This window comes from Pantoea sp. CTOTU46764 (assembly GCF_031974595.1).
GTDB classification, from domain to species: domain Bacteria; phylum Pseudomonadota; class Gammaproteobacteria; order Enterobacterales; family Enterobacteriaceae; genus Pantoea; species Pantoea trifolii.
Genome location: NZ_DALYOQ010000005.1, coordinates 46601 through 65817, shown reverse-complemented (window position 1 = coordinate 65817; position 19217 = coordinate 46601). Strand labels below are relative to the sequence as shown.

At 48.9% G+C, this 19217-nt stretch carries 14 protein-coding genes and 1 pseudogene; 9 read left to right on the top strand and 6 right to left on the bottom strand.

Going from position 1 to position 19217, the window contains the following annotated elements:
• Positions 1–12: 12 nt before the first annotated feature.
• The 6 genes from RTM06_RS03470 (at position 13) to RTM06_RS03445 (ending at position 11376) form a co-directional block, all read left to right on the top strand.
• Complete coding sequence (locus RTM06_RS03470) at positions 13–4437, top strand: NACHT domain-containing protein (RefSeq protein ID WP_312179973.1); 4425 nt, start codon at positions 13–15, stop codon at positions 4435–4437.
• 1 nt (position 4438) lies between these two features.
• Complete coding sequence (locus RTM06_RS03465; RefSeq protein WP_312179971.1) at positions 4439–5884, top strand: multidrug DMT transporter permease; 1446 nt, start codon at positions 4439–4441, stop codon at positions 5882–5884.
• Positions 5885–6442: 558 nt separating this feature from the next.
• Positions 6443–7942 carry an SAVED domain-containing protein gene (locus RTM06_RS03460; RefSeq protein WP_312179969.1) on the top strand — a complete coding sequence of 500 codons (1500 nt, stop codon included), beginning with the start codon at positions 6443–6445 and terminating at the stop codon, positions 7940–7942.
• Positions 7943–7947: 5 nt separating this feature from the next.
• Entirely contained in the window at positions 7948–9093 is a 1146-nt protein-coding gene (locus RTM06_RS03455; RefSeq protein WP_312179967.1) for an SMODS domain-containing nucleotidyltransferase, read from the top strand.
• Complete coding sequence (locus tag RTM06_RS03450) at positions 9090–10892, top strand: ThiF family adenylyltransferase (RefSeq protein WP_312179966.1); 1803 nt, start codon at positions 9090–9092, stop codon at positions 10890–10892. The genes RTM06_RS03455 and RTM06_RS03450 overlap by 4 nt, the downstream gene beginning before the upstream one ends.
• On the top strand, positions 10882–11376 hold the full coding sequence (locus RTM06_RS03445) for a Mov34/MPN/PAD-1 family protein (RefSeq protein ID WP_312179964.1): 495 nt from the start codon (positions 10882–10884) through the stop codon (positions 11374–11376). The genes RTM06_RS03450 and RTM06_RS03445 overlap by 11 nt, the downstream gene beginning before the upstream one ends.
• A 384-nt stretch (positions 11377–11760) precedes the next feature.
• Here the strand turns inward: RTM06_RS03445 and RTM06_RS03440 are convergent, their stop codons facing one another.
• The 3 genes and pseudogenes from RTM06_RS03440 to RTM06_RS03435 form a co-directional block, all read right to left on the bottom strand.
• Positions 11761–11976, bottom strand: coding sequence for a hypothetical protein (locus RTM06_RS03440; protein ID WP_312179962.1), 216 nt, complete (start codon positions 11974–11976; stop codon positions 11761–11763).
• A 97-nt stretch (positions 11977–12073) separates the two neighbouring features.
• Positions 12074–12208 (bottom strand): annotated as a pseudogene (locus RTM06_RS22745) (glycosyltransferase); the annotation flags it as partial.
• Between the two features lie 169 nt (positions 12209–12377).
• Positions 12378–12587, bottom strand: coding sequence for an AlpA family phage regulatory protein (locus tag RTM06_RS03435; protein ID WP_312179960.1), 210 nt, complete (start codon positions 12585–12587; stop codon positions 12378–12380).
• A gap of 114 nt (positions 12588–12701) precedes the next feature.
• Between RTM06_RS03435 and RTM06_RS03430 the strand changes: the two genes are divergently transcribed.
• Positions 12702–13427, top strand: coding sequence for a hypothetical protein (locus RTM06_RS03430; protein WP_312179958.1), 726 nt, complete (start codon positions 12702–12704; stop codon positions 13425–13427).
• A gap of 64 nt (positions 13428–13491) precedes the next feature.
• On the opposite strand, the gene RTM06_RS03425 is transcribed toward RTM06_RS03430, so the two are convergent.
• Together RTM06_RS03425 and RTM06_RS03420 are read right to left on the bottom strand one after the other, a co-directional pair.
• Entirely contained in the window at positions 13492–14076 is a 585-nt protein-coding gene (locus RTM06_RS03425; protein ID WP_312179956.1) for an inovirus Gp2 family protein, read from the bottom strand.
• Between the two features lie 414 nt (positions 14077–14490).
• The gene (locus tag RTM06_RS03420; RefSeq protein ID WP_312179954.1) at positions 14491–15924 is read right to left on the bottom strand and encodes a YfjI family protein; all 1434 of its coding nucleotides are present in this window, start codon (positions 15922–15924) and stop codon (positions 14491–14493) included.
• A gap of 422 nt (positions 15925–16346) precedes the next feature.
• Between RTM06_RS03420 and RTM06_RS03415 the strand changes: the two genes are divergently transcribed.
• On the top strand, positions 16347–17234 hold the full coding sequence (locus RTM06_RS03415; RefSeq protein ID WP_312179952.1) for a GTPase: 888 nt from the start codon (positions 16347–16349) through the stop codon (positions 17232–17234).
• 150 nt (positions 17235–17384) lie between these two features.
• On the top strand, positions 17385–17795 hold the full coding sequence (locus tag RTM06_RS03410; RefSeq protein WP_312179950.1) for a hypothetical protein: 411 nt from the start codon (positions 17385–17387) through the stop codon (positions 17793–17795).
• A 725-nt stretch (positions 17796–18520) separates the two neighbouring features.
• Here the strand turns inward: RTM06_RS03410 and RTM06_RS03405 are convergent.
• A complete protein-coding gene (locus RTM06_RS03405; protein ID WP_312179948.1) occupies positions 18521–19207 on the bottom strand; it encodes a hypothetical protein in 687 nt (228 codons plus the stop codon).
• Between the last annotated feature and the right edge of the window lie 10 nt (positions 19208–19217).

Below are 19217 nucleotides of genomic sequence, written 5' to 3'. Positions count from 1 at the left end.
GACCTTGATGCTATGAATGAAAATATTAAAAAAACCGCCATCACTGCAGCGGGTTACATCTACCAAAATCTACAGGGCCTCAGCGTCTTGTGCGACTGGCTTGACGCCCCGACTTGCTACCGTCGCGTTAAATTTGAGTGTGACAATGAAAATGAAGCACCACAGGCACTCGATGATATCGTGATTGAACGCAGTGATGGCCTGGTCGACCTCCAGCAAATCAAGTTCACACCGGATGCTGACAAACACCCTCTTTCCTGGGACTGGATGCTCGAAAACACCGGCAAGACAGACCGCTCCAGGTCGATGCTGCGTAAATGGTTCGATGCGTATAATAAACTCGAACCAGCACGTACGGTCGACATTTCGCTCATCACAAACCGTCGACCAGATGCAGCGATTGAAGCTTGCCTGGCGGGAGACAAAATTGACCCTTCCAGAATACAAGAACCTCAACGCACTCGGGTGATCGCTGAACTGGGCAGCTTAGAGGCATGCACGCTATTCTTCAGCCAGTTGAGAATACGCCACAGCGACAAAGGCTACGTTGCTCTGGAGCACGATATCGAATCCCGCCTCAGGCAACATGGCACGCCTGAAGGGATAGCTAATCTCAAATATGTGGCCTTGACTTGGGCGACGCAGAAGAACCTCCCTGCGCCAGAAGGATGGATTACGCTGCCTGACGTCCTCACTATCCTGCGAGCCTTGCCACCAGCGCCGTTGTCCGAGGATTTTGTTGTCCCTGAAGGATATGAAGTACCTAATGCAGCATTTCATGATGAATTTTCAGGCGATGTGATCAATGCGACAGGCAAAGCCGTAGTACTGACGGGACCGCCCGGTCGAGGAAAGAGCACGTATCTGAGCGCGCTCTGTAATGAACTGATCCAACGAGAAATTCCCACCGTTCGACATCACTATTTTCTATCCACGACAGAGCGTGGTCGCGACAGGGTCAACAGCTATGTTGTCGAGCAATCTGTGCGGGCGCAGGTTGAGAATTTTCATCGGGACGTCCCGAGATCTTTCGGAGGCTTACGCGAGTTACTCACAGGGTGTGCCGCACACTACAAAGCACACGGCAAACCGTTTGTTTTGGTCCTTGATGGTCTGGACCATGTCTGGCGCGTCAACGCAGAAGATAAGCGGCCACTGGATGATGTCTTCTCTCAGATCATTCCCTGCCCTGAAAACATGGTGCTGATCGTTGGCACTCAGCCCGTGAACGATGCACAGCTACCCTCTGATTTGCTCGCTCTTGTCCCTAAATCAAAATGGTACACGTTACCCGCGATGTCTGAGAGCGCCGTCTTTTCCTATCTCTTAAAGGCGGTTGAGGAAGGTTGGTTCACAACTGGCCCAGGAAGTGAGGCCGATGCTGAAAGCCAACTCCAGGAAGCCGCCTCCGCTCTTCGCCAAAGAACAAATGGCCATCCTCTGCACGTTATATACGCAACGTCGGAACTGAAACTTGCCGGTCGCAGAATCACCCGATGGGATATCGAGCAGTTAAGAGGGGATTTGAGCCAGGACGCACGGTTTTATTATGCCTCATTATGGGAGCGCCTTGCTCCAGGTCAAAAGGATACGCTCAGGCTTATCTGCGCCTTACCCTTTTTCTGGCCCAGAATGGCCTTTCTGCAGATTGCTGACATTATTCACGCTGCACAGCCAGACGTTGATAAAGTTGAGCATTTGCTTCACTCCTCCCCTGCGGGCCTGAAAGTCTTCCATGAGAGCCTGGCGGTTTTTGTACGCACAACCGACAGCTATGAAGAGAGGATCAGTGAACTCCTGCCAACCGTAGCAGAGTGGCTTGAACACCAGGCACCGACGTCTTTGCGTGTGAACTGGCTATGGACGGTTCAGGCCAAACTGGGTAACCCACGCAACCTCATCAAGGGTTTGACGCGTGACTGGGTAATCGATCGCCTGACAGAGGGGTACCCAGAATTCCTGTTTGAAACATTGTTGTCTGATGCCCTTATCGCTGCTCTTGATACCGCGCAATTTGCCGACGCTAACCGCCTGGGACATCTGAAAGCACGTATGGTAGGGGGCAGTCAATTTCAGATGCAGGACAGTGATCTGGCTTGGCTCGTCTCTTTTTCACTGGCACTCTCATCAGAGGATAGCGTGATACTTGAATCTGTCGCATCAAGACATGAAACGGATTTTTTACACGTAGCAGCACTGGGCCTTGCCTTGTTGTATCGTGGAGATGCCATTCATGCAAAAATCTGCGGCAGAGAAGCCTTCCATCAGTTCTGTAGCCTGACCCAGTTCTCCAGTCGATATAATTCAGGAGGCGGCTCAAATGAACTCAGCTTCCTGGCCCGCGCATTTATACAATTCGGCGTAATGGGCAGCTCGCCTGAGGACCTGGTCTGGTTGATTGACAATAATGACGCCGCCATCTGGTTACCCCGCGTCCAGATGCTGGTGCAGGAAGGGCATCTTGACGATTTAATGACGGTTGTCACGTCTTTATCTGATGGGCCAGACAAGAACATCATCAGCGATGCGTGTATACGCGCGGGTGCACTTGCAGGTGTCACGCTGACCGATCGAGAGGACGCGGACGAACTTGTCAGAACCCCTTTTGTGGCGGCAGTAGAGGTGGCGGTGACCAGAACCTCTACGCCTTCAAACGAACCCATTCCTGTAAACTGGCTGAGTGGCAGCTACGACAAACGTAAAGAACATCTGGCGAACCTCGTGCATAACTGGTTCTTCGGTGCCATACACTTGCAGCTGTGTATGCTTGCAGAGGGACAAACACACGTCGAAGCTGTTCCCGCGCCCTTTTACGAAGACAGAGAAAACATTACTGATTATCTCGATGCACTTTCAGGGATTGGGATGCAATTAGCCCAGCGTTGGTGGCGCGGAGAGTTCATCCACTTCCATGAAATATACGAGTTACTTTCGCCTGTTGATATTCTCCGGTTCAGGCAAAGTTATAACAGAACATCTGCCACAACAGACTTTCAGGCGGCCCTACATCGGATTGCCTGTGATATCCAAACCGTCAGTGTCATGTTGACCGGACAAAATGAAGTTCGGCTGTCTCCCCAGACAATGAAGGCCGCCTCGCAGTGTGTCTGGTTCGACAGCGCCTCGTTCCGTGTTCAATACACGTCAGGCTCACTGACCCGTATGGCCGACGAGGCCGCTTTGGCATTTATTTGCGCGCAGCGTTTATTGCTGGATGAAGATGTCCAGAGTGAAACCAGCGTCCACCTTCAGATACCGTTGCAACTCTGTGCAATGGCGGTTTCCCACCGTCTGACTTCTGAAGCGCGTGAACTACGCACCCAAACCTGGGAACTGACGACCGGATACGGACATCGCAAAGACCCGACGCTGGGTAATGCGTTGGATGGCATTGCTTACCTGATCGATGCAGTGCCGGGGGAAGCCTGTCGGTTGCTGGCTCAGCTCGCACCACAGGTTCACCGGGTTCTGGATTACACCGATGGTAAGGGTACGCGACACGTACTCACCGCCGCAGACAGGCTGCTGGCAAGCCTTAAACCTTCCGCTCTGGTGATAAAACTGGAAGAGCATACCTGTGCGGGGCACTGGCCACTCGCCGAAAACAGCCTGCAAGCTTATATCGAGCAAGGTGTCACCGAAGGATGGCCCCTGGATGCTTTAATGCGCACAGGCCTTCATCCCGAGGTCCGGGATACCCTGCAGCAACGTGCTGACGACGGCTTTACCCGTGCTTCCGGGCCGCTCAGCATACTTAACGAGCACAATGGATGGGGAGTGGGTTGTGTCGAACGTAACGAATATTCTGCTCAAAGCACCGACGACAAACCTTTTACGGGTGATGTCACGCTTTTCGGACCCGACCAGTTAGCAGACTTACTCAATCATCTGGAGCCCCATTACCACGATCGCCCGGCATTGCTCCTGAGCTGGTATCAACACTGGGAAGGAAAAAAACAGGGACGAGTGTTACTTACAGAACTTGATAAAGTACTGTTTTCAAAAACCACGTTAATGAGTGGCGTTCTGCATCTTTGTGAACCGGCCTTTCACACAAAACGCAGATCTGGCGGCTTAAAAGCTGCCTGGAAGTACCTTGTACAGGCACAAATTCGGAGTGGCGGCTGGGTGGGCTACATGGAGAACGCGGAAGTGACTCGCCACCGGCTAGACCTGGTTGCGCAATATTATCCCGAGCGTTGCGATGAGTTTGTGGCTGCAACAACTTACAGCATGTTCGACGATCCTGTGCCGTCTCGCATCGTCCCCACTGAACTCATGGTCTATTTCTACATCAAACAAAACCGAACAGAAGAGGCCGTAACATTTGCCCAAACCATGGTTCATTGCGTGCTTGAGGATACCCGCACGCTTTCCCTTAAAGCCCCGCGCTGGATGTCAGAACTGCTCGCGCCTGTCAGCCCAGAGGTGAGGTGAAATGAACGACCTTCGTATTCTTATTGCCCGTCTTGGATGGCCTTCTACATCAACCCGGTGGTGGACCATGCAGGAACTCGCGGCCCGGCTGGGTGAACCGGCATCGATGCAGGCAACAGAATCCTTACTGTTTGATTTGCTGCGTTCACGCAAACTTGAAGCCGAAGTTGTCGAAGTATTGTGCATTTTCTGGATGGCCATTAACGAGTTCAACTACTCCCCGAGCAAAGTGCTGTCAGAAAATATTCCCCTGCCCTCCCTGCTTTCCGATTTGCTGATGGCGCGCGGAGCACAGTCCAACCCGGTGAATCATCATGATCTGGACGTCGCCCCTGAAAACTTCATCATCCCGGATGATTTTGAGGGTATTCAGGGCGTGGATTTACCCAGAATTTATCGAACGACCCTAACAAGACTTGAATCGTATAGTGATCTTCCGTTTATTAAGCAAATGGCCTTCGAGTGGGCAAAGAACCGCGAATCTTATCCAGATGCCCCGTATCAGGGAGATACAGGATATTTCCTTCGACCGCAGGGGGAGGGTTTCATGCCCCATTTTTCCACCCGAAGCGCTCTGCGCGCGATTTCCGCATACCTTCGCACGCTTACGGTGGCCAGACATATCTGGAAAATGCCCGAAGAGCTCGCGAACCAAAAAGCGCTGCTGGCGCTCCCTGTACATCCAACTCTGGCTTTTCTTCGCCCGAAATGCCCCGAATGGCTGCCAGCATCGACAGAATTCAACGGTGACAGTAAAGCGTTCGAGGCTTCCCTACGTGCTCTTCTTGTTCGTGCAGAGACGGCCACTCCCGGCGGCAGGCTAATTGCCTTGAGTTCACCGGTCTTGATGTCAATCGAAAGGTGCATTGAAGTGTCGATTATGCAGTGGGCCCAAATAGCCCGTCGCGACGCAGAATATGATGATCCGATACCTCATATTGAATCGTGCTGGGCTAACGGGACGATGCTATCGAGCCAGGCCGATGAATTACTTAGTTCTACAACGATGATTAATCCACCTCCTTTCGAAGAGGTAATTAACACAGACTGTCAGGCGTGGCCATTAGCCGGTACGCTTGATTTTGAACGTATAGGATACCTTCAGCATGAATTGTATCCATCGCGGCTTTTTTTACCCACGCTCGCAGGCTCTGCTCATAAAATTGAAATATCCCCTCGTGAAGGATGGCTTGAAGCCAGAGTAAAAGATAAGACTCTGGCTGAATTGCACTACTGGAATGCAGGATGGGGCTCAGTGCAGCCCAGGCAGTTTGGGGGGAATTGTGGTACTGCGCTTATCTCGCGAGGAAATGAGTACCGCGAGAGTTGTCCGGAGGGTAACCCTACCCTACGTTTTTTTTACGCATGGCAGGTACGCACCTTATATCGGAAAGGTAGTCACGAGGGCTTCAGTGAGACACTGGAGAGAGGGATTATTTTTGATTGAGGTCTCATCTTCTGAATGTTGCGGACCCGGAAAAACCAGGCATACGGCTATACGAATCAAAGCAGGTATCCACGGACGTCCTCTGATTCTTCTTTCGTGACATGTTTAGCCGCAAGGGCCGAAACGCCGCTTCTGGCTGTTCGGCGAAGCTTACTGGCCAGCAGGTTAGCGCAGTCGGGCTGACGCTCTGGCAAAGCCGGGGAGCCGAAGGATGCACCAGATATGATGACTGTGATGACTCTTGTGTTTTGAATAGACAGTTAATATTTACACCGTTGATCAATTTCATATTGTTCAATAGTTGATCATCCTGCAGGAGTCTGCAGTTAAATGCTCTTTTTCAGGCATCGTATGGGAATTAAAAAAATTTTATTCTTCAGTTTAACTGAAGTCTGATTGATATAATTTATTACAACATTAAATTTAATCTTGATATCAACTAGTTAAATACAAACCAGCCATCAACGAATCCCGAGACCCGCAAAAAACACTGTCTACTTGAACAGTATCCTCTTACGTGATAGTTTCAAAATATTACTGTTATTTGGGAGGAATCTTATGGCGACTTCTGTATTGGCTAACTGGCACGGTCATGATTATCAGGCTCGGTATTTCTGGATTGAGGCATCCCGGCTTAAAAATCCCCAACAAGATTTCGTCGTAGAAGTTTCCTATGAAGCCGACGGCCCTAAAGCCTTTGATGACGTGATTACGCGTTATAATCCCCCCCGCCGCAGCACTGGGCCCGATCGGATTCAGGCTGATTACTATCAAATCAAGTTTCACGTTACACAGGCTGCTAGTTTCGGATACGAGGATTTAATTGACCCTGCCTTCATTGGTGCTGAGACCTTCTCAATCCTTGAAAGACTAAAACAGGCAAAAGGAACTGAGCCTGCCAACTCTGCTTTTCATCTTGTCACGACAGATAGAATTATCGATGAGGACCAACTTGGTGAAATAATTAGCAATGTGGATGGCTCAATACGACTCGATAAGTTGTTTGATGGCACGACCGACAGGAGCCGTAAGGGAAAGGTTCGTAGGCTCTGGCGCCAACATCTCAAGCTTTCCACTGACCAGGAACTGGAAAAGGTACTTTCTGGTTTTCACATTCAGCAGTCGCAGCCCACACTCGAAGCGATGCGTGAAAAAGTTAATACCAGCTTTCAGATCATTGGTCTGATTACCTGCGAAACCAATTCAGAATTCCGTTTCGATGGCGCTGCGCGAGCTTTACGCAGTCAGGAACGTTATCGGTTTACCCGAGAGCAATTCACAGCCCTTTGCGTGGAAGAGAACTGGATCAGATCGGAAGCACCTGAAAGCTTCAGAAATGTTGCACTACGCTCTTTCAGTGATGGGCCACTGGACATCATGGATGCGCTTCCGGAACACACACTCTCCCTGCTTTCTCTCTTCGAAGGTAGATTTCCCTCCCCAGGCATTGAGTGGAATGATGTTATTAAGCCCCAGGTAGAAACCTTCCTCATAGGTATCAGGCAGACGGAGCGTAAAGTTCGGCTGTATCTGAATACCCACAGCTCCATTGCATTGCTTGCCGGTAAATGTCTTGGTCACAAGTCAGGCGTAGAAATCGAACTGGTCCAGAAAGGGAGATCGGGCGACTCCATCTGGTCTGAATACGAACCCCATAACGAACCTGCTGCGGTTATCGAGATCGAGACTGTCGGAACTGGAAGAGATGTCGCAGTAGTGCTCAGCATGGCGAGAAATGCGCTGCCAAAAGCGCACGCTTACATACTCGCAAATCAGCCTGACATAGGACGGATCATTCATGTCACCCCTGCTAACGGGTACGGGCAACGATCTGTGAAAAACGGTTCACATGCCGTAGCGCTTGCCGAACAGATATCCGATGCCGTCACTGATGCAGATTTACCGGTTGAGGCAAGCCTGCATATTTTCAGCGCTGCGCCAAATGCCGTTAATTTTTATCTTGGCCAGCACACCGATTTTCTGGGGACATGCGTCTTTTACGAGTTTGACTTTCAACGCCAGCGAGATGGCTCCTACCTTCCTTCATTTAAGGTTTAATCACCATGGAACTTCAACCTCAGTTCAACGAATTTTTAGCAAATATCAGGCCGACTGATACACAGAAGGAAGACTGGAAAAGTGGTGCAAGGACACTGCGCGAGCGCCTGAAGAATTTCGAGCCTCTCAAGGATATTGTCGTATCAACATTCCTTCAGGGAAGCATTCGTCGTTCAACGGCAATCCGTCCGCTCGGCGATAAGCGCCCTGATGTTGATATTGTCGTGGTGACCAATCTTGACCATACCCGGATATCTCCCACTGATGCAATGGACCTGTTCATCCCATTCCTCGAAAAGTATTACCCGGGTAAATGGGAAACGCAAGGACGCTCTTTTGGTATTACCCTCTCGTATGTCGAACTGGACCTGGTGATCACCGCCATCCCTGAGTCAGGTGCAGAAAAAAGCCATCTTGAGCAGCTCTATAAGTCAGAGTCAGTCCTAACTGTTAGCTCTCTGGAAGAGCAAACTGACTGGCGCCTGAATAAAAGCTGGTCCCCCAATACCGGATGGTTGTCTGAGAGCAACAGTGCGCAGGTAGAGGACGCCCCCGCTTCAGAATGGAAAGCGCACCCGCTAGTGCTGCCTGACAGGGAAAAAAATGAGTGGGGCCGGACGCATCCTCTCGCGCAGATCAGATGGACCGCTGAGAAAAACCGCGTTTGCAACGGTCACTACATCAACCTTGTCAGGGCGGTGAAATGGTGGCGACAGCAGAGCAGCGAAAACCTGCCGAAATACCCTAAAGGCTATCCGCTGGAGCATCTGATTGGTAACGCGCTGGATAATGGAACCACCTCAATGGGCAAAGGTCTGGTTCAGCTGTTGGACACTTTTTTGTGCCGTTGGGCAGACATTTACAGCCAGAAAGGTAAACCGTGTTTGCCGGATCACGGCGTTGAAGAACATGACGTGATGGCGCGCTTATCAACCGAAGATTTCTGTTCATTTTATGAGGGTATTGCGGGTGCGGCGGAAATTGCCCGTAAAGCGCTGGCGTCTGAGGATGCGCAGAAAAGTGCAGAGCTCTGGCGCCAACTGTTCGGATCCAAGTTTCCTTTACCCGGCCCTCAGGGCGGCGATCGCAATGGTGGATTTACAACGCCAAGTAAACCAGCAGAACCACAAAAAACCGGACGCTTCGCTTGAGTACAGTCGTTCAGCAGGTACCAGGAGAGCTGCAGGCAGCGTTCACCCTTATCAATAATGATCCCAGGATGCGGACGAACAATGCCTGGATGCTCTCTGCTGACAAGAGATGGTCGCTTAAATTCACCGCTGAGCTTTCCGTACCCTGCTCCAGGTTCATGCCAGACAACAGCGTCTGGCATCTGGTCCTCTGGCAGGAAGAGGCTCAGATACGCATAGAGCTCTATCCCGATAAATCGGAAGGTATATCAGCAACGTTTCAGCACCAGAACTACAACTTTTCGGATGCGTCTACCCGCGAATGGACATCAGGAAATCCGTGCCTTGAGAATACGCCCGCCGCATTTGGTCGTAACTTATGGGGTCAGGAACCCGAAGCATTACTCGACAGGATCAGCTGGCGACTTAGTAGGCTGCTGCTCTGGATTGACGCCGCTGCACAGGAAAATCTGGCCACAACCGGGGATGCTGTTGAACTCCCCGCCTTCCCCAATCAGTCACCCTTTACCGTAATCGGTTTTAGTGAACAGACTGATGATCTTCCTTTCTGGGCATCGAAAACAGGAGAATGGGGGTTTGCAAGCAGCACTGGATTGCCTGGCGCGCGTGGGACCCGCTTTTTGCGTGAGTTTTTTGATAAAAAGGGAAACCTTATCCGGGCAACCAAATGGTCCCCGTTCATGCGCAAAGGCGCGAGAACAACAAACGCAGTTTGGTCTGTATTGCCTACCCTTCCCGTTCTGGCCCCATGGCAGGCACCGAGGACCTGGCAGGAGCTTAGCCATTGCTTCACACAATGCGGGTTATCACTGACGGACCTCTTTTCAGATGTTGGGCGGGCTGTCAGAGCTCTTCGCAAGCAACGCGCGCCCGGATTACTCTTGCTGGGCTTTCCACTGGAAAACAAAATTGGAGATGCGCCAGCGCGCATTCACTGGCTGGCGCTGCGTCTGGCCGGCCTTAGCAATACAATGACAAAACGCCCTGGATTCCGCCCAACGGAACGGAATCGCAGAGCCTGGGATCGCGAACAGCCACTTTCGCAGGAACCCATCAGGTGGTTGAGGACACAGAACTGGGCAGCCGACCAGCTCAGAACGCGAGGCGAAGCAACTAACGATATCCGCAGTAAAAAGGTACTGATAATCGGTGCAGGCTCACTGGGCAGCATGATTGCAGAAAACCTCATGCGAATTGGTGTTGTCAGCCAGAGCATTCTGGACGCAGATATCCTACAGACCGGAAATCTGAGCCGCCACGCCCTGACAATGACCTCAGTTGGTCATAATAAAGCGTCCGCGCTGGTTGAACATCTTAATCGTATTCTGCCTGACGCAAGTGCACGTTCATTCAGCTGCGCGTTTCCCCCCGAGTGTGAGGTTGCAAAACGCTCACTGCGTCAGTACGACGTCATCATTGATTGTACCGGTGATGATGGTGTTCTTAAGGCATTAGCGGCATTTGACTGGCAAAGTGAAAAAATATTTATCAGCCTGGCTATGACATGGCGGGCTGAGGGTTTATTTGCGTTTGCTGCCAGTGAAACAACGTTTCCGGTGACGGATGCTTCCAGCCGCTTCGCCGCCTCGGCGTCACCTGAGATCGACATGGATGAGGCGAGAATAGAAGGGATCGGTTGCTGGCACCCTGTCTTTCCGGCCCGAGCCGATGACGTACAGTTATGGGCGGCCGTTGGTACAAAATTCATTTGCAGGGTCGTCAGCGCGCCAGGGAGAATCTATGAATATTTTAAGCAGATGCCTGATGGCACTGTCGAGAGAGAGCCGCATGAGTATTAAAGATGTGACTTTTTCCAGTGAGGGTGCACTTTATACGGTCGTCCTTAGCGCCTCAACCATTGAGCAGATGGTTTCCGAATGCCTTAAAGCCGGCGTGAATGAAACAGGCGGCATTCTGATTGGCTCATATAGTGATGACAGTTTAACGGCTATGATCGTGGAGGCCACGACCCGACCTGCGGATTCACTCGCTGGCCGGACGACATTTCAGCGGGGTGTCAAAGGGCTGAGGTCTTTACTTCATACCCGCTGGAAAAAAGGATTGTATTACGTTGGTGAGTGGCATTTTCACCCAGGAGGCTCATCCGAGCCCAGTGGTGATGACTTCAGATCCATGACAAGCATTGCAGCGAACCCTGACTACCAGTGCTTGGAGCCTGTAATGATTATACTTGGAGGGGATCCGGCAGGCTCATACAGTCTGAGCGCCAGTGTTTTCCCAAGGGGAGACGCTCCCATCAGACTGCGAGAGGTACCGATTTAATATCCGTCCCCTTTGTTTTCCATCAGACCATGGTCTTCAGGCCCGAAACGCCACTTTTTGCGGCCCGGCGGAGCCGCGCTCTGCCGGTTAGCGCAGTCGACAGATACTTCAGGCTGGCCAGCGAGCCGAGGCGTTCATTGTGTGCGGCGTCACTTAATCATCGGTCCCATGAACGATTTCCGTTGAGATGCTTAACACAAACCACACACGCTTATAAAACCGCTTTCCGGAACAAGAAAACGCGGGATTGCAGGAGTGAACGCGTTAAGGTTGATTTCAATATGTTTGTAACGTCAGAGCGATACGAGAGATACCACCTTCAATCCTGGCATTGTTCTTTTTGAGTCCCTCAGCAATTGATCGGCAAAAGCGATCGATAGCGATTTATTGATCTATCAAAACGATTATCTTTGCCACCGCAGCGTTGTTTATCATTCCATTCATTAACCTGCAGCATCGGTTCTGTGCCTGCCAGCACTGCGCGGATGCCACATCCTCAGGAATGCCCACATGAAACGCTGCGAGCGTTGCAACAAAAAGCGTGGTTTCATTGAGCGCCTGCGGTCCACGGATAAAACGCTCTATGAAGAGTGCTTGCATGATTTGATGCGCGAAGTCCGGGAGAAAACATCAGTGCCAGTCAGGCCACGCAAACGTTGAGAACGTGTTGACACTACTATGCCAAACACCATTGAAGTCAGCCGTTGCTTACCATCAAATCGGCCTGTGCTGCCTGCACTTTCTGACAACGGTTATACACAAACCCATCACTTACCTCGTCATCAGCATCGAGGAACAGCAGCCAGTCACCCCGGTGAATTGCCAGAGCTGCGTTTCGTGCAGCCTAAACGCCCAAGTTCGACTGCGTCACCAATACAAGGCGCGGATCCCCAATACTGGCAACGATGTGGCGGTTGAGGATGCGGAATTAAAGTCAGTGGGAGGAGTGCAAGTCTCACTCCCTATCGGGTGATCTTCTAAAACTAAGGCAAATACAGGTATCAAGACTGCCTATTTTTACTCAAAATCCATTCATCGACTTCCGACTCTAGCCAGCCAACCGCCTTTACCCCAATTTTTATCCTCAACGGAAAAGTCGGGTCATAACGAGTTGAATCCGGGTCAAGCCAGTCATATACCGTAGAACGGCCAATACCTAATTTCTTGACAAGCGCAGGTATGCGCAGGATTTTAACGGCAGTTGGTTCCATGATAAGGCTTCCTCTTTTGGTCTACTTTGGACGGGAGCCAGACTATCTGCTGCTGCAGTTGTGAAACATACGGCTGCAATACCTCATTTTTAACGGAGTGCAACTAGCTGAATTATGGATGATTTTAATTTTGATGATTTTATCGATGACTTGAAAACTGCGTTCAACAACAAGAGCGCAGCATTGTCATTAAGACTCAGGGTGGCTGAGCGGGAACAGGAAGGGGTGGTTTCAGATGCCAATGAATATCATGAGTTTGTACTATCGCTGGTTGAAAGCATGCTTAAGAATCCGGTAGTACGCCGTAAGTTTGATGATCAAGTTTATAGGATGACATTTGATGAACCGGTCACAACTCGCGAGACTATAGGTGATCTTGTTTTTCTGGCTGATGTTAACTGGCATCTGGGGCTTGGGCTCCTGAACACGAATGAAAATGAAGCGATAAAGTGCCTTCTCCAGGGCATTGAATACCTCAATTACTGCCGAGGTCTCGCAGATGAAGAATTGTGGCAACAAGATCAGGCCGTTAAAACAGATGTTCCGGCGCAGGGTGGCAAAAGTAAAGCGGCTCGCTTTGATGCCGTTAAAAATGAAATTTTCAGACTGTTGCAGGAAGCGTGCCCCCCAAGCCGGTGGAACACTAAATTAGAAGCGTTAAAAGGCATAGAGAATGGAATAAATGAACTGGAATGGCCATCTGCCCGTGACCGAAATAATCAGTCCAAAACGAGAGATGAAATATTTGCAATGAAGATGCACCGGGTTGAGGTCTGGTCAAGTCAGGATCAGAAAATCAAAGCTGCATTTGATAATGTCGTAAAACCTAAAAAGAAATAGCTGTGATTAAAGCCAAATATGCTGGCAGCCGATATGACCAAACTGCCAGCGTTATCCGTACATACTATCGGCGACTCGAACCAATCGAACGATACCCATCGCCATAAGGCTTAGAATAATTCTTCACCATGTAATCAATATTGCGCATCAGGTCAGTCGCTTCCTGCATATAATTGGCTGAATTGCCATGCAGATAGCAACATGCCTTTTCTGGAAAGTGGACTAAGTACCGGTGCTGTTCCCAGTCCAGACTTAACGCACTGCACCATGCTTGTTGAATTAAGGCTGCAAGGCTGTTATCGGAATCAAAATTACCTGGCCCCTTGTAGATATTCTTATTCAGCAGAAGCAGAACATGATAATGTTTGCGACGATTAAGCTCACCAACCTCGCGCACCCAGATATACCGTAAGCGATTACGTAAAGTACGATTCCAGCGGTCGCTACGCTTTCGGCAGTCCACTGCTAACTTGGCTTTGAGGGATTCAATAAAGCGTGTGATTTCTTTATTGGATTTTTCATACTGATAATCCTTCGAAAAACGCAAATCAACCCGTAGCGCTAAAGTACGTGGGAATTCGTCAACAGCATCAAGGATGGCATTCATAAAGTCTTGTCGATATTGTTCATTATGAGAACCATTGCCCATTTCAATGCCTTTAAGTTAAGTCAATTTGGTTAATTATGACGGCAGACTAACAGCGCAACCATTCCAAGCTTAGCCCTTGCATACACTATGCATGAGTAATAAATACTGACGAGTGATTAATGATATGCACCTACACTCAATTGATAACAATCGAGGATGATTAGACCATTAGCTCAATAAATTGATAGTTAATGAGCATATATAATTAACTATCAATGAATATAGTGGAAGTATACGTATATATAATACTACACCGACAGCCAAATATTAATTATTCAGGCCAAAGTAATAGTATGCACCCATGCCTGATGGGCACATGAAAAAAAGCCCCGATAATTTCACTCTGAAATTAATTTATTGGTTTTTTAGTCAATTTAGCTGCTACAACTTGCGACTGTCGCAAGTTGTAGCAACTCAGTAGTACTCAAAAACAGGGTTTTTAGTGAAAATATTGCAACGAAAATTACGACCTCTGCGTACCAGTCTTGCTCCATGGAATGAGAAGTCAATTTCAATGGCTTTTTCTTTTTTCAGGTTGCTGATTACTTTATCCAGTAATCTACCTTTCCGCAGAACATTAGGTCCAGACCTTCTGATATCATTATATTTGACAACAACATCTGAGCGATAATATTCACGGCGCAGCCATGATAATAAGAGCGCTTCATAGTAGCCTTCTTCATAACCAAAAAGATTAATGGCTTGTTTCATGTACCATTCGCATATCAACCATGCACTTTCGACATGCTCCTTTTCAATCGGACGCTCACCCTGGGTAAAGTAACACAGTAAAGCTGATAAACGAGCAACATTATTAGCAAGCTTGGACGCAAAATCATTCATGTTGGCGTAATCTTCATCCGGACCGATACGACTCTCAATCAGGTTATAAATTCCCTGCCATTCATACAAAGCAGCAGGAGTGAAGGACAGAACTTTTTCAGAAGACACTTCATCCTGTAAATCTTTCTCATTCAGAAGTTCATTTATTCGCTTATGGAACAGTTTAAGATAATGAGAGTTTTTTGGGCGCTCATCGATATATCGCTCACCTTGTGTGGAAAGCTGTTCATCAATATTAACTATCAGGCAACGCGCAAAGAAGCCACTACCGCGGGCTTTTTCTCCCTGGCGCCTTAAATAAAAATCAAAAGGTTTTTTCTGCACCATCACAGACAAGGTGATGCGACCATTTACGATAGTAAAACTCGGCGACGTTTTTCTTTCAATACTAAAAGGAACGCCATCCCACATTGAGCAAGTAAAACTAAATTCGTTCATCACTTTACGATCCAGAATATTTGTTCCCTCATCGGCAATCAATCCTACGTGCGAACCATGATTATACATCGCATGTTGTAGAGCCTCGGGAGTGACGTTGTTATAAATGAGTTTGTTCATTTTGGGCAGAAAAGGCTTTTCAAGTTGCAGTTCGACTAACGCATCAGACAATGCAGCAGTGCATTGCCCCTTGACTGTTTTTTTCCTGATTTGACTCAGAATACCTTTTTCTCTTTCACGCCATGCCATCAGTCTGGCGCCATGACCTGACTTCAGTTCATCAGACTGTGCCAGTTTGACTTTGTCATGTTGATAAAATGGTGCGAGAACCATTCGGTCAACAGATGTTTTTCTTTCTCCAGAATTAGCAATTATCAGAGAAAAAATAGAGGTGTTATATTCAAGACTATCATTTACCCTTACTTTTATTAAACCCTGGCATGCCAGAGAGAGTGCGCTGATTACAGAGGATGTTATTAAAGCTCGTGGGGCTTGCGTATGCTCCTCTATATCATAAATAGTTTCACGAATGAACTCAGGAAATGCATTGACTGGAATGTTAGACATGTTTCACCTGTCGGCTGTTGGTATGCAGTGGTAGCAATTAATAGCAAACCAGATCGCACGTCAACCTCAAAATAAACATCGAACTAAATTGCATTTTATAATATCTGGTTGGATATTTTGCTTCTCACTGGACTCGATTGGACTGAAATAGACAAATAAGGATGAATTATAGAATTGATGACGTGACAAATCAGGGTTTTTAAATCATCATCCCGCAACAGGAATTTCACATTCTCGCTGCTTTATTTTTTTAATTTCCCCTCACAATTATTGACTCACTGTCTTTTTCGACGGATAAGTAAAATTGCCAAAGAACAAATTTTTAAATAATTTCAAGGTATATATCACTCTACTGAATCCCCTCCCATTGGACTACTTCAGGCCACCCACACCGGATGGCCTTTATTATGTTGAGAATGCCTATGAAAAAATCTTCAGGTTATGCCCTCATCCGCCGCCATTTGCGGCGCTATCCACGAGCACTGCGCCAGACGCTAATTCGCGAACTGAGCCAACTTGTCACCTATGAACCCGTGATTGGCATCATGGGCAAAACGGGTGTTGGAAAGAGCAGCCTCTGCAACGCGTTATTCCGCAGTGAAGTTTGTGGCGTGAGCGCAGTGGAAGCATGCACCCGACAGCCACAGCGTGTGCGGCTGCGCTTTGGAAACCATTTTCTGACACTGGTGGATCTACCAGGCGTTGGTGAAAGTCAGCAGCGCGATGGCGAGTACCGTGATCTTTACCGCCAACTGATGCCCGAGGTGGACATGGTGATCTGGGTTCTCAAAGCGGATGACCGCGCCTTCTCCATTGAAGAGCAGTTTTATCATGACGTGTTTCAGGAGTTCAGTGGCCTGCTGCCACCGTTGATCTGGGCGCTGAATCAGGCGGACAAAATCGAGCCCGCAGATCAGTGGTGCTGGCCGTCAGCGCAGCCTTCACCTTTACAGGCGGAGCACATCGCTCTGAAACAACAGGCCGTTGCCCGACAGCTTGGCATGGCAGAGAAAGACATCATTCCGGTTTCAGTTCGTGGTCGCTACCGTTTGCCCGCTCTGGTTGAACATATCATCACCCGTCTCCCAAAGCAGGCCCGCAGTCCGCTGGTGCCGCACCTGCATTCGGGCTATCGCACCAGCAGCGTTATCAGCACAGCCCGCAGCAGTTTTGGCGAGGGCGCCGTGGAGGTTATAGACCGAATAATTGATCTGGCTCCGTTGCCTCAGCTCGCCCGTAGTGCGCTTAAGGCCGTCACGCATACCGTTGCCAGCGTGGCGGGCTCAGTCTGGTCATTTTTCTTCAGGTGACGATCAGAATTACCGATCGATACGATCGGTTATCTTCATTATCCCCCACCAGCACTGGATTATAGAATCCAGCAGGTATCACCCATTACTCAATTTAATCATTAAATATCAATGTGATGATTCGCAGGAACTATCATATTCGGAGAAAAAATGGAAAAAATAATCACAGCAGCGCTGCTCGCCAGCGCATCGTTCGTTGTTTTACCTGCGCACGCAGCGGATGAGGACAAATACCCCATCAAGGTCGATATCACTAAAAGCGGCTGGGAGTGCAATGACTGCGTCTACGTTACGGTGACGGCAAAGGCGGATTACATCCGCATTGAGAAGATTGATGTGAGCCGTGGCAAATGCCCACAACTTAAACAGGGGACAACCACCATTCAGGGGCAACGGATGGAAGGATGGTGGCCGAACAAGGAAGCATTTACACCGCGAAAAATGCAGTTCGCTGAAAGTCTGACGTGGCGCTTTGGCAATACGCTGTGGCAGCAGGGGATCGTGTGCAAAGCGATTGAGGCGCGGATTTATACGAACCAAGGCATGTTTACTTACGGCTAAATTATTCCACCAGCATTATCATCACCAACCGTTGAATCCAATCTGAGAGAAACATCATGAATGAGTTATTTACTCGGCACAAAGAGTTCGCCGCCCTGAGCCTGTCACTGGCGTTTTCCACTGTCGTAACTCCCGCAGATGTGGGCGCATAGCTGATTACCAATGAGCAGGGTTATTTGGTGTGCCATCTTTGTGGGCCTGACAAAGCAGACAGTTATCTAATGGCAGACAACTGCTAATACAGAGTTCCTCCATCAGCCGACCGGCCAGCCATCGTCCGAGCTTTAGGACTTTATTGTTCACCATCGTGGCGATACTTCTGTCGCCGACAGAATTATCGCTGGCATTCCAGACCTCACTAACAAGACTGCGTTTGATTGCACGGTCAACATCGGGCTCATTGCTGTTTTTACGTGTGGAGTGATAACTGCTTCGGTGAACACTGAACAGCCGGCACAGTGACGCTACATGATACTGAGCTCTTAAGCTGTCGATTATCGTGAACTTTTGAGGGAGGCCGACATCAAGAGTGCGATAGCTTTTTTAGGATTTAATTCTCCATTTCACGACGTAGTATCCGTTTTCGCATTTCCCTGAGTTCAACCTGCTGCGGAGTCAAAGGTAACCCCGGGGGATAATCTTGAGTATCTGCAAAACTTAGCCGACAAATGGGTCGGCTTTTTTGTTATAAACCCCAAAGGATATGAAAAGATCGCTGAAGTGCGTCAATCTTTGCTAAGTTTATCTTCAAGCTTCTTCAAGAGGTAAAATGAATCGCTCAGAGTATCACTTTGCTTGGTCCTCCATAGATCTTCGTTAAACTGCTTTAACTCCTGCAAATTCTCCTGCGTAAAGACAGAATTCATTGCTTGCTGCGATCTATAAAAAGTAGCCAAAAATTCAGCACGGCGGCTAAATAGTTGATAACGCTCATCACGGCGAGTGAAACCCAAGGTTTTGTTAGCAATTAAAGCCATGATCGTCACACTTCCCGCAAGCGAAATCCCAACGATTATCGGTTGTTCGGCAGTTAATGCCACGAAGAATAGTACCATCAAGGCGATTAGTATCAGGCTGGAGAGTATGATAGCCGCAATCCGGTTACTCTGGCGAAAAAACGAAATCAAGGCGCCAGTAATAACCAGCAGTACTAACCCCACCCACCAGCTCAGAGCCTCTGGCACAGAATTTAACCAATTATTGACCATAACGAGCGTCACACTTTTGGTGAACGTCATCACCAGGCATAAAATGAAGAAACAGAGTGCACTGCCAAAATAAAGCGACAAGCGCCGGAATAGGTAACTGAGCATACGTACCTCCTTACTTTTATCCAACAGCCTTTTGGCTTTGTCATCAAACCATCGTATTAACTGCGGAAAACTGGCAATAACATCGGGTTCTTTGTCCATCTGATAACAC

Bases quoted from the DNA above. Each gene is read 5' to 3' on its own strand.
- RTM06_RS03470 (WP_312179973.1), top strand. From the start codon at position 13: ATGAATGAAAATATTAAAAAAACCGCCATCACTGCAGCGGGTTACATC.
- RTM06_RS03465 (WP_312179971.1), top strand. From the start codon at position 4,439: ATGAACGACCTTCGTATTCTTATTGCCCGTCTTGGATGGCCTTCTACA.
- RTM06_RS03460 (WP_312179969.1), top strand. From the start codon at position 6,443: ATGGCGACTTCTGTATTGGCTAACTGGCACGGTCATGATTATCAGGCT.
- RTM06_RS03455 (WP_312179967.1), top strand. From the start codon at position 7,948: ATGGAACTTCAACCTCAGTTCAACGAATTTTTAGCAAATATCAGGCCG.
- RTM06_RS03445 (WP_312179964.1), top strand. From the start codon at position 10,882: ATGAGTATTAAAGATGTGACTTTTTCCAGTGAGGGTGCACTTTATACG.
- RTM06_RS03440 (WP_312179962.1), bottom strand. From the start codon at position 11,976: ATGCAAGCACTCTTCATAGAGCGTTTTATCCGTGGACCGCAGGCGCTC.
- RTM06_RS03435 (WP_312179960.1), bottom strand. From the start codon at position 12,587: ATGGAACCAACTGCCGTTAAAATCCTGCGCATACCTGCGCTTGTCAAG.
- RTM06_RS03430 (WP_312179958.1), top strand. From the start codon at position 12,702: ATGGATGATTTTAATTTTGATGATTTTATCGATGACTTGAAAACTGCG.
- RTM06_RS03425 (WP_312179956.1), bottom strand. From the start codon at position 14,076: ATGGGCAATGGTTCTCATAATGAACAATATCGACAAGACTTTATGAAT.
- RTM06_RS03420 (WP_312179954.1), bottom strand. From the start codon at position 15,924: ATGTCTAACATTCCAGTCAATGCATTTCCTGAGTTCATTCGTGAAACT.
- RTM06_RS03415 (WP_312179952.1), top strand. From the start codon at position 16,347: ATGAAAAAATCTTCAGGTTATGCCCTCATCCGCCGCCATTTGCGGCGC.
- RTM06_RS03410 (WP_312179950.1), top strand. From the start codon at position 17,385: ATGGAAAAAATAATCACAGCAGCGCTGCTCGCCAGCGCATCGTTCGTT.
- RTM06_RS03405 (WP_312179948.1), bottom strand. From the start codon at position 19,207: ATGGACAAAGAACCCGATGTTATTGCCAGTTTTCCGCAGTTAATACGA.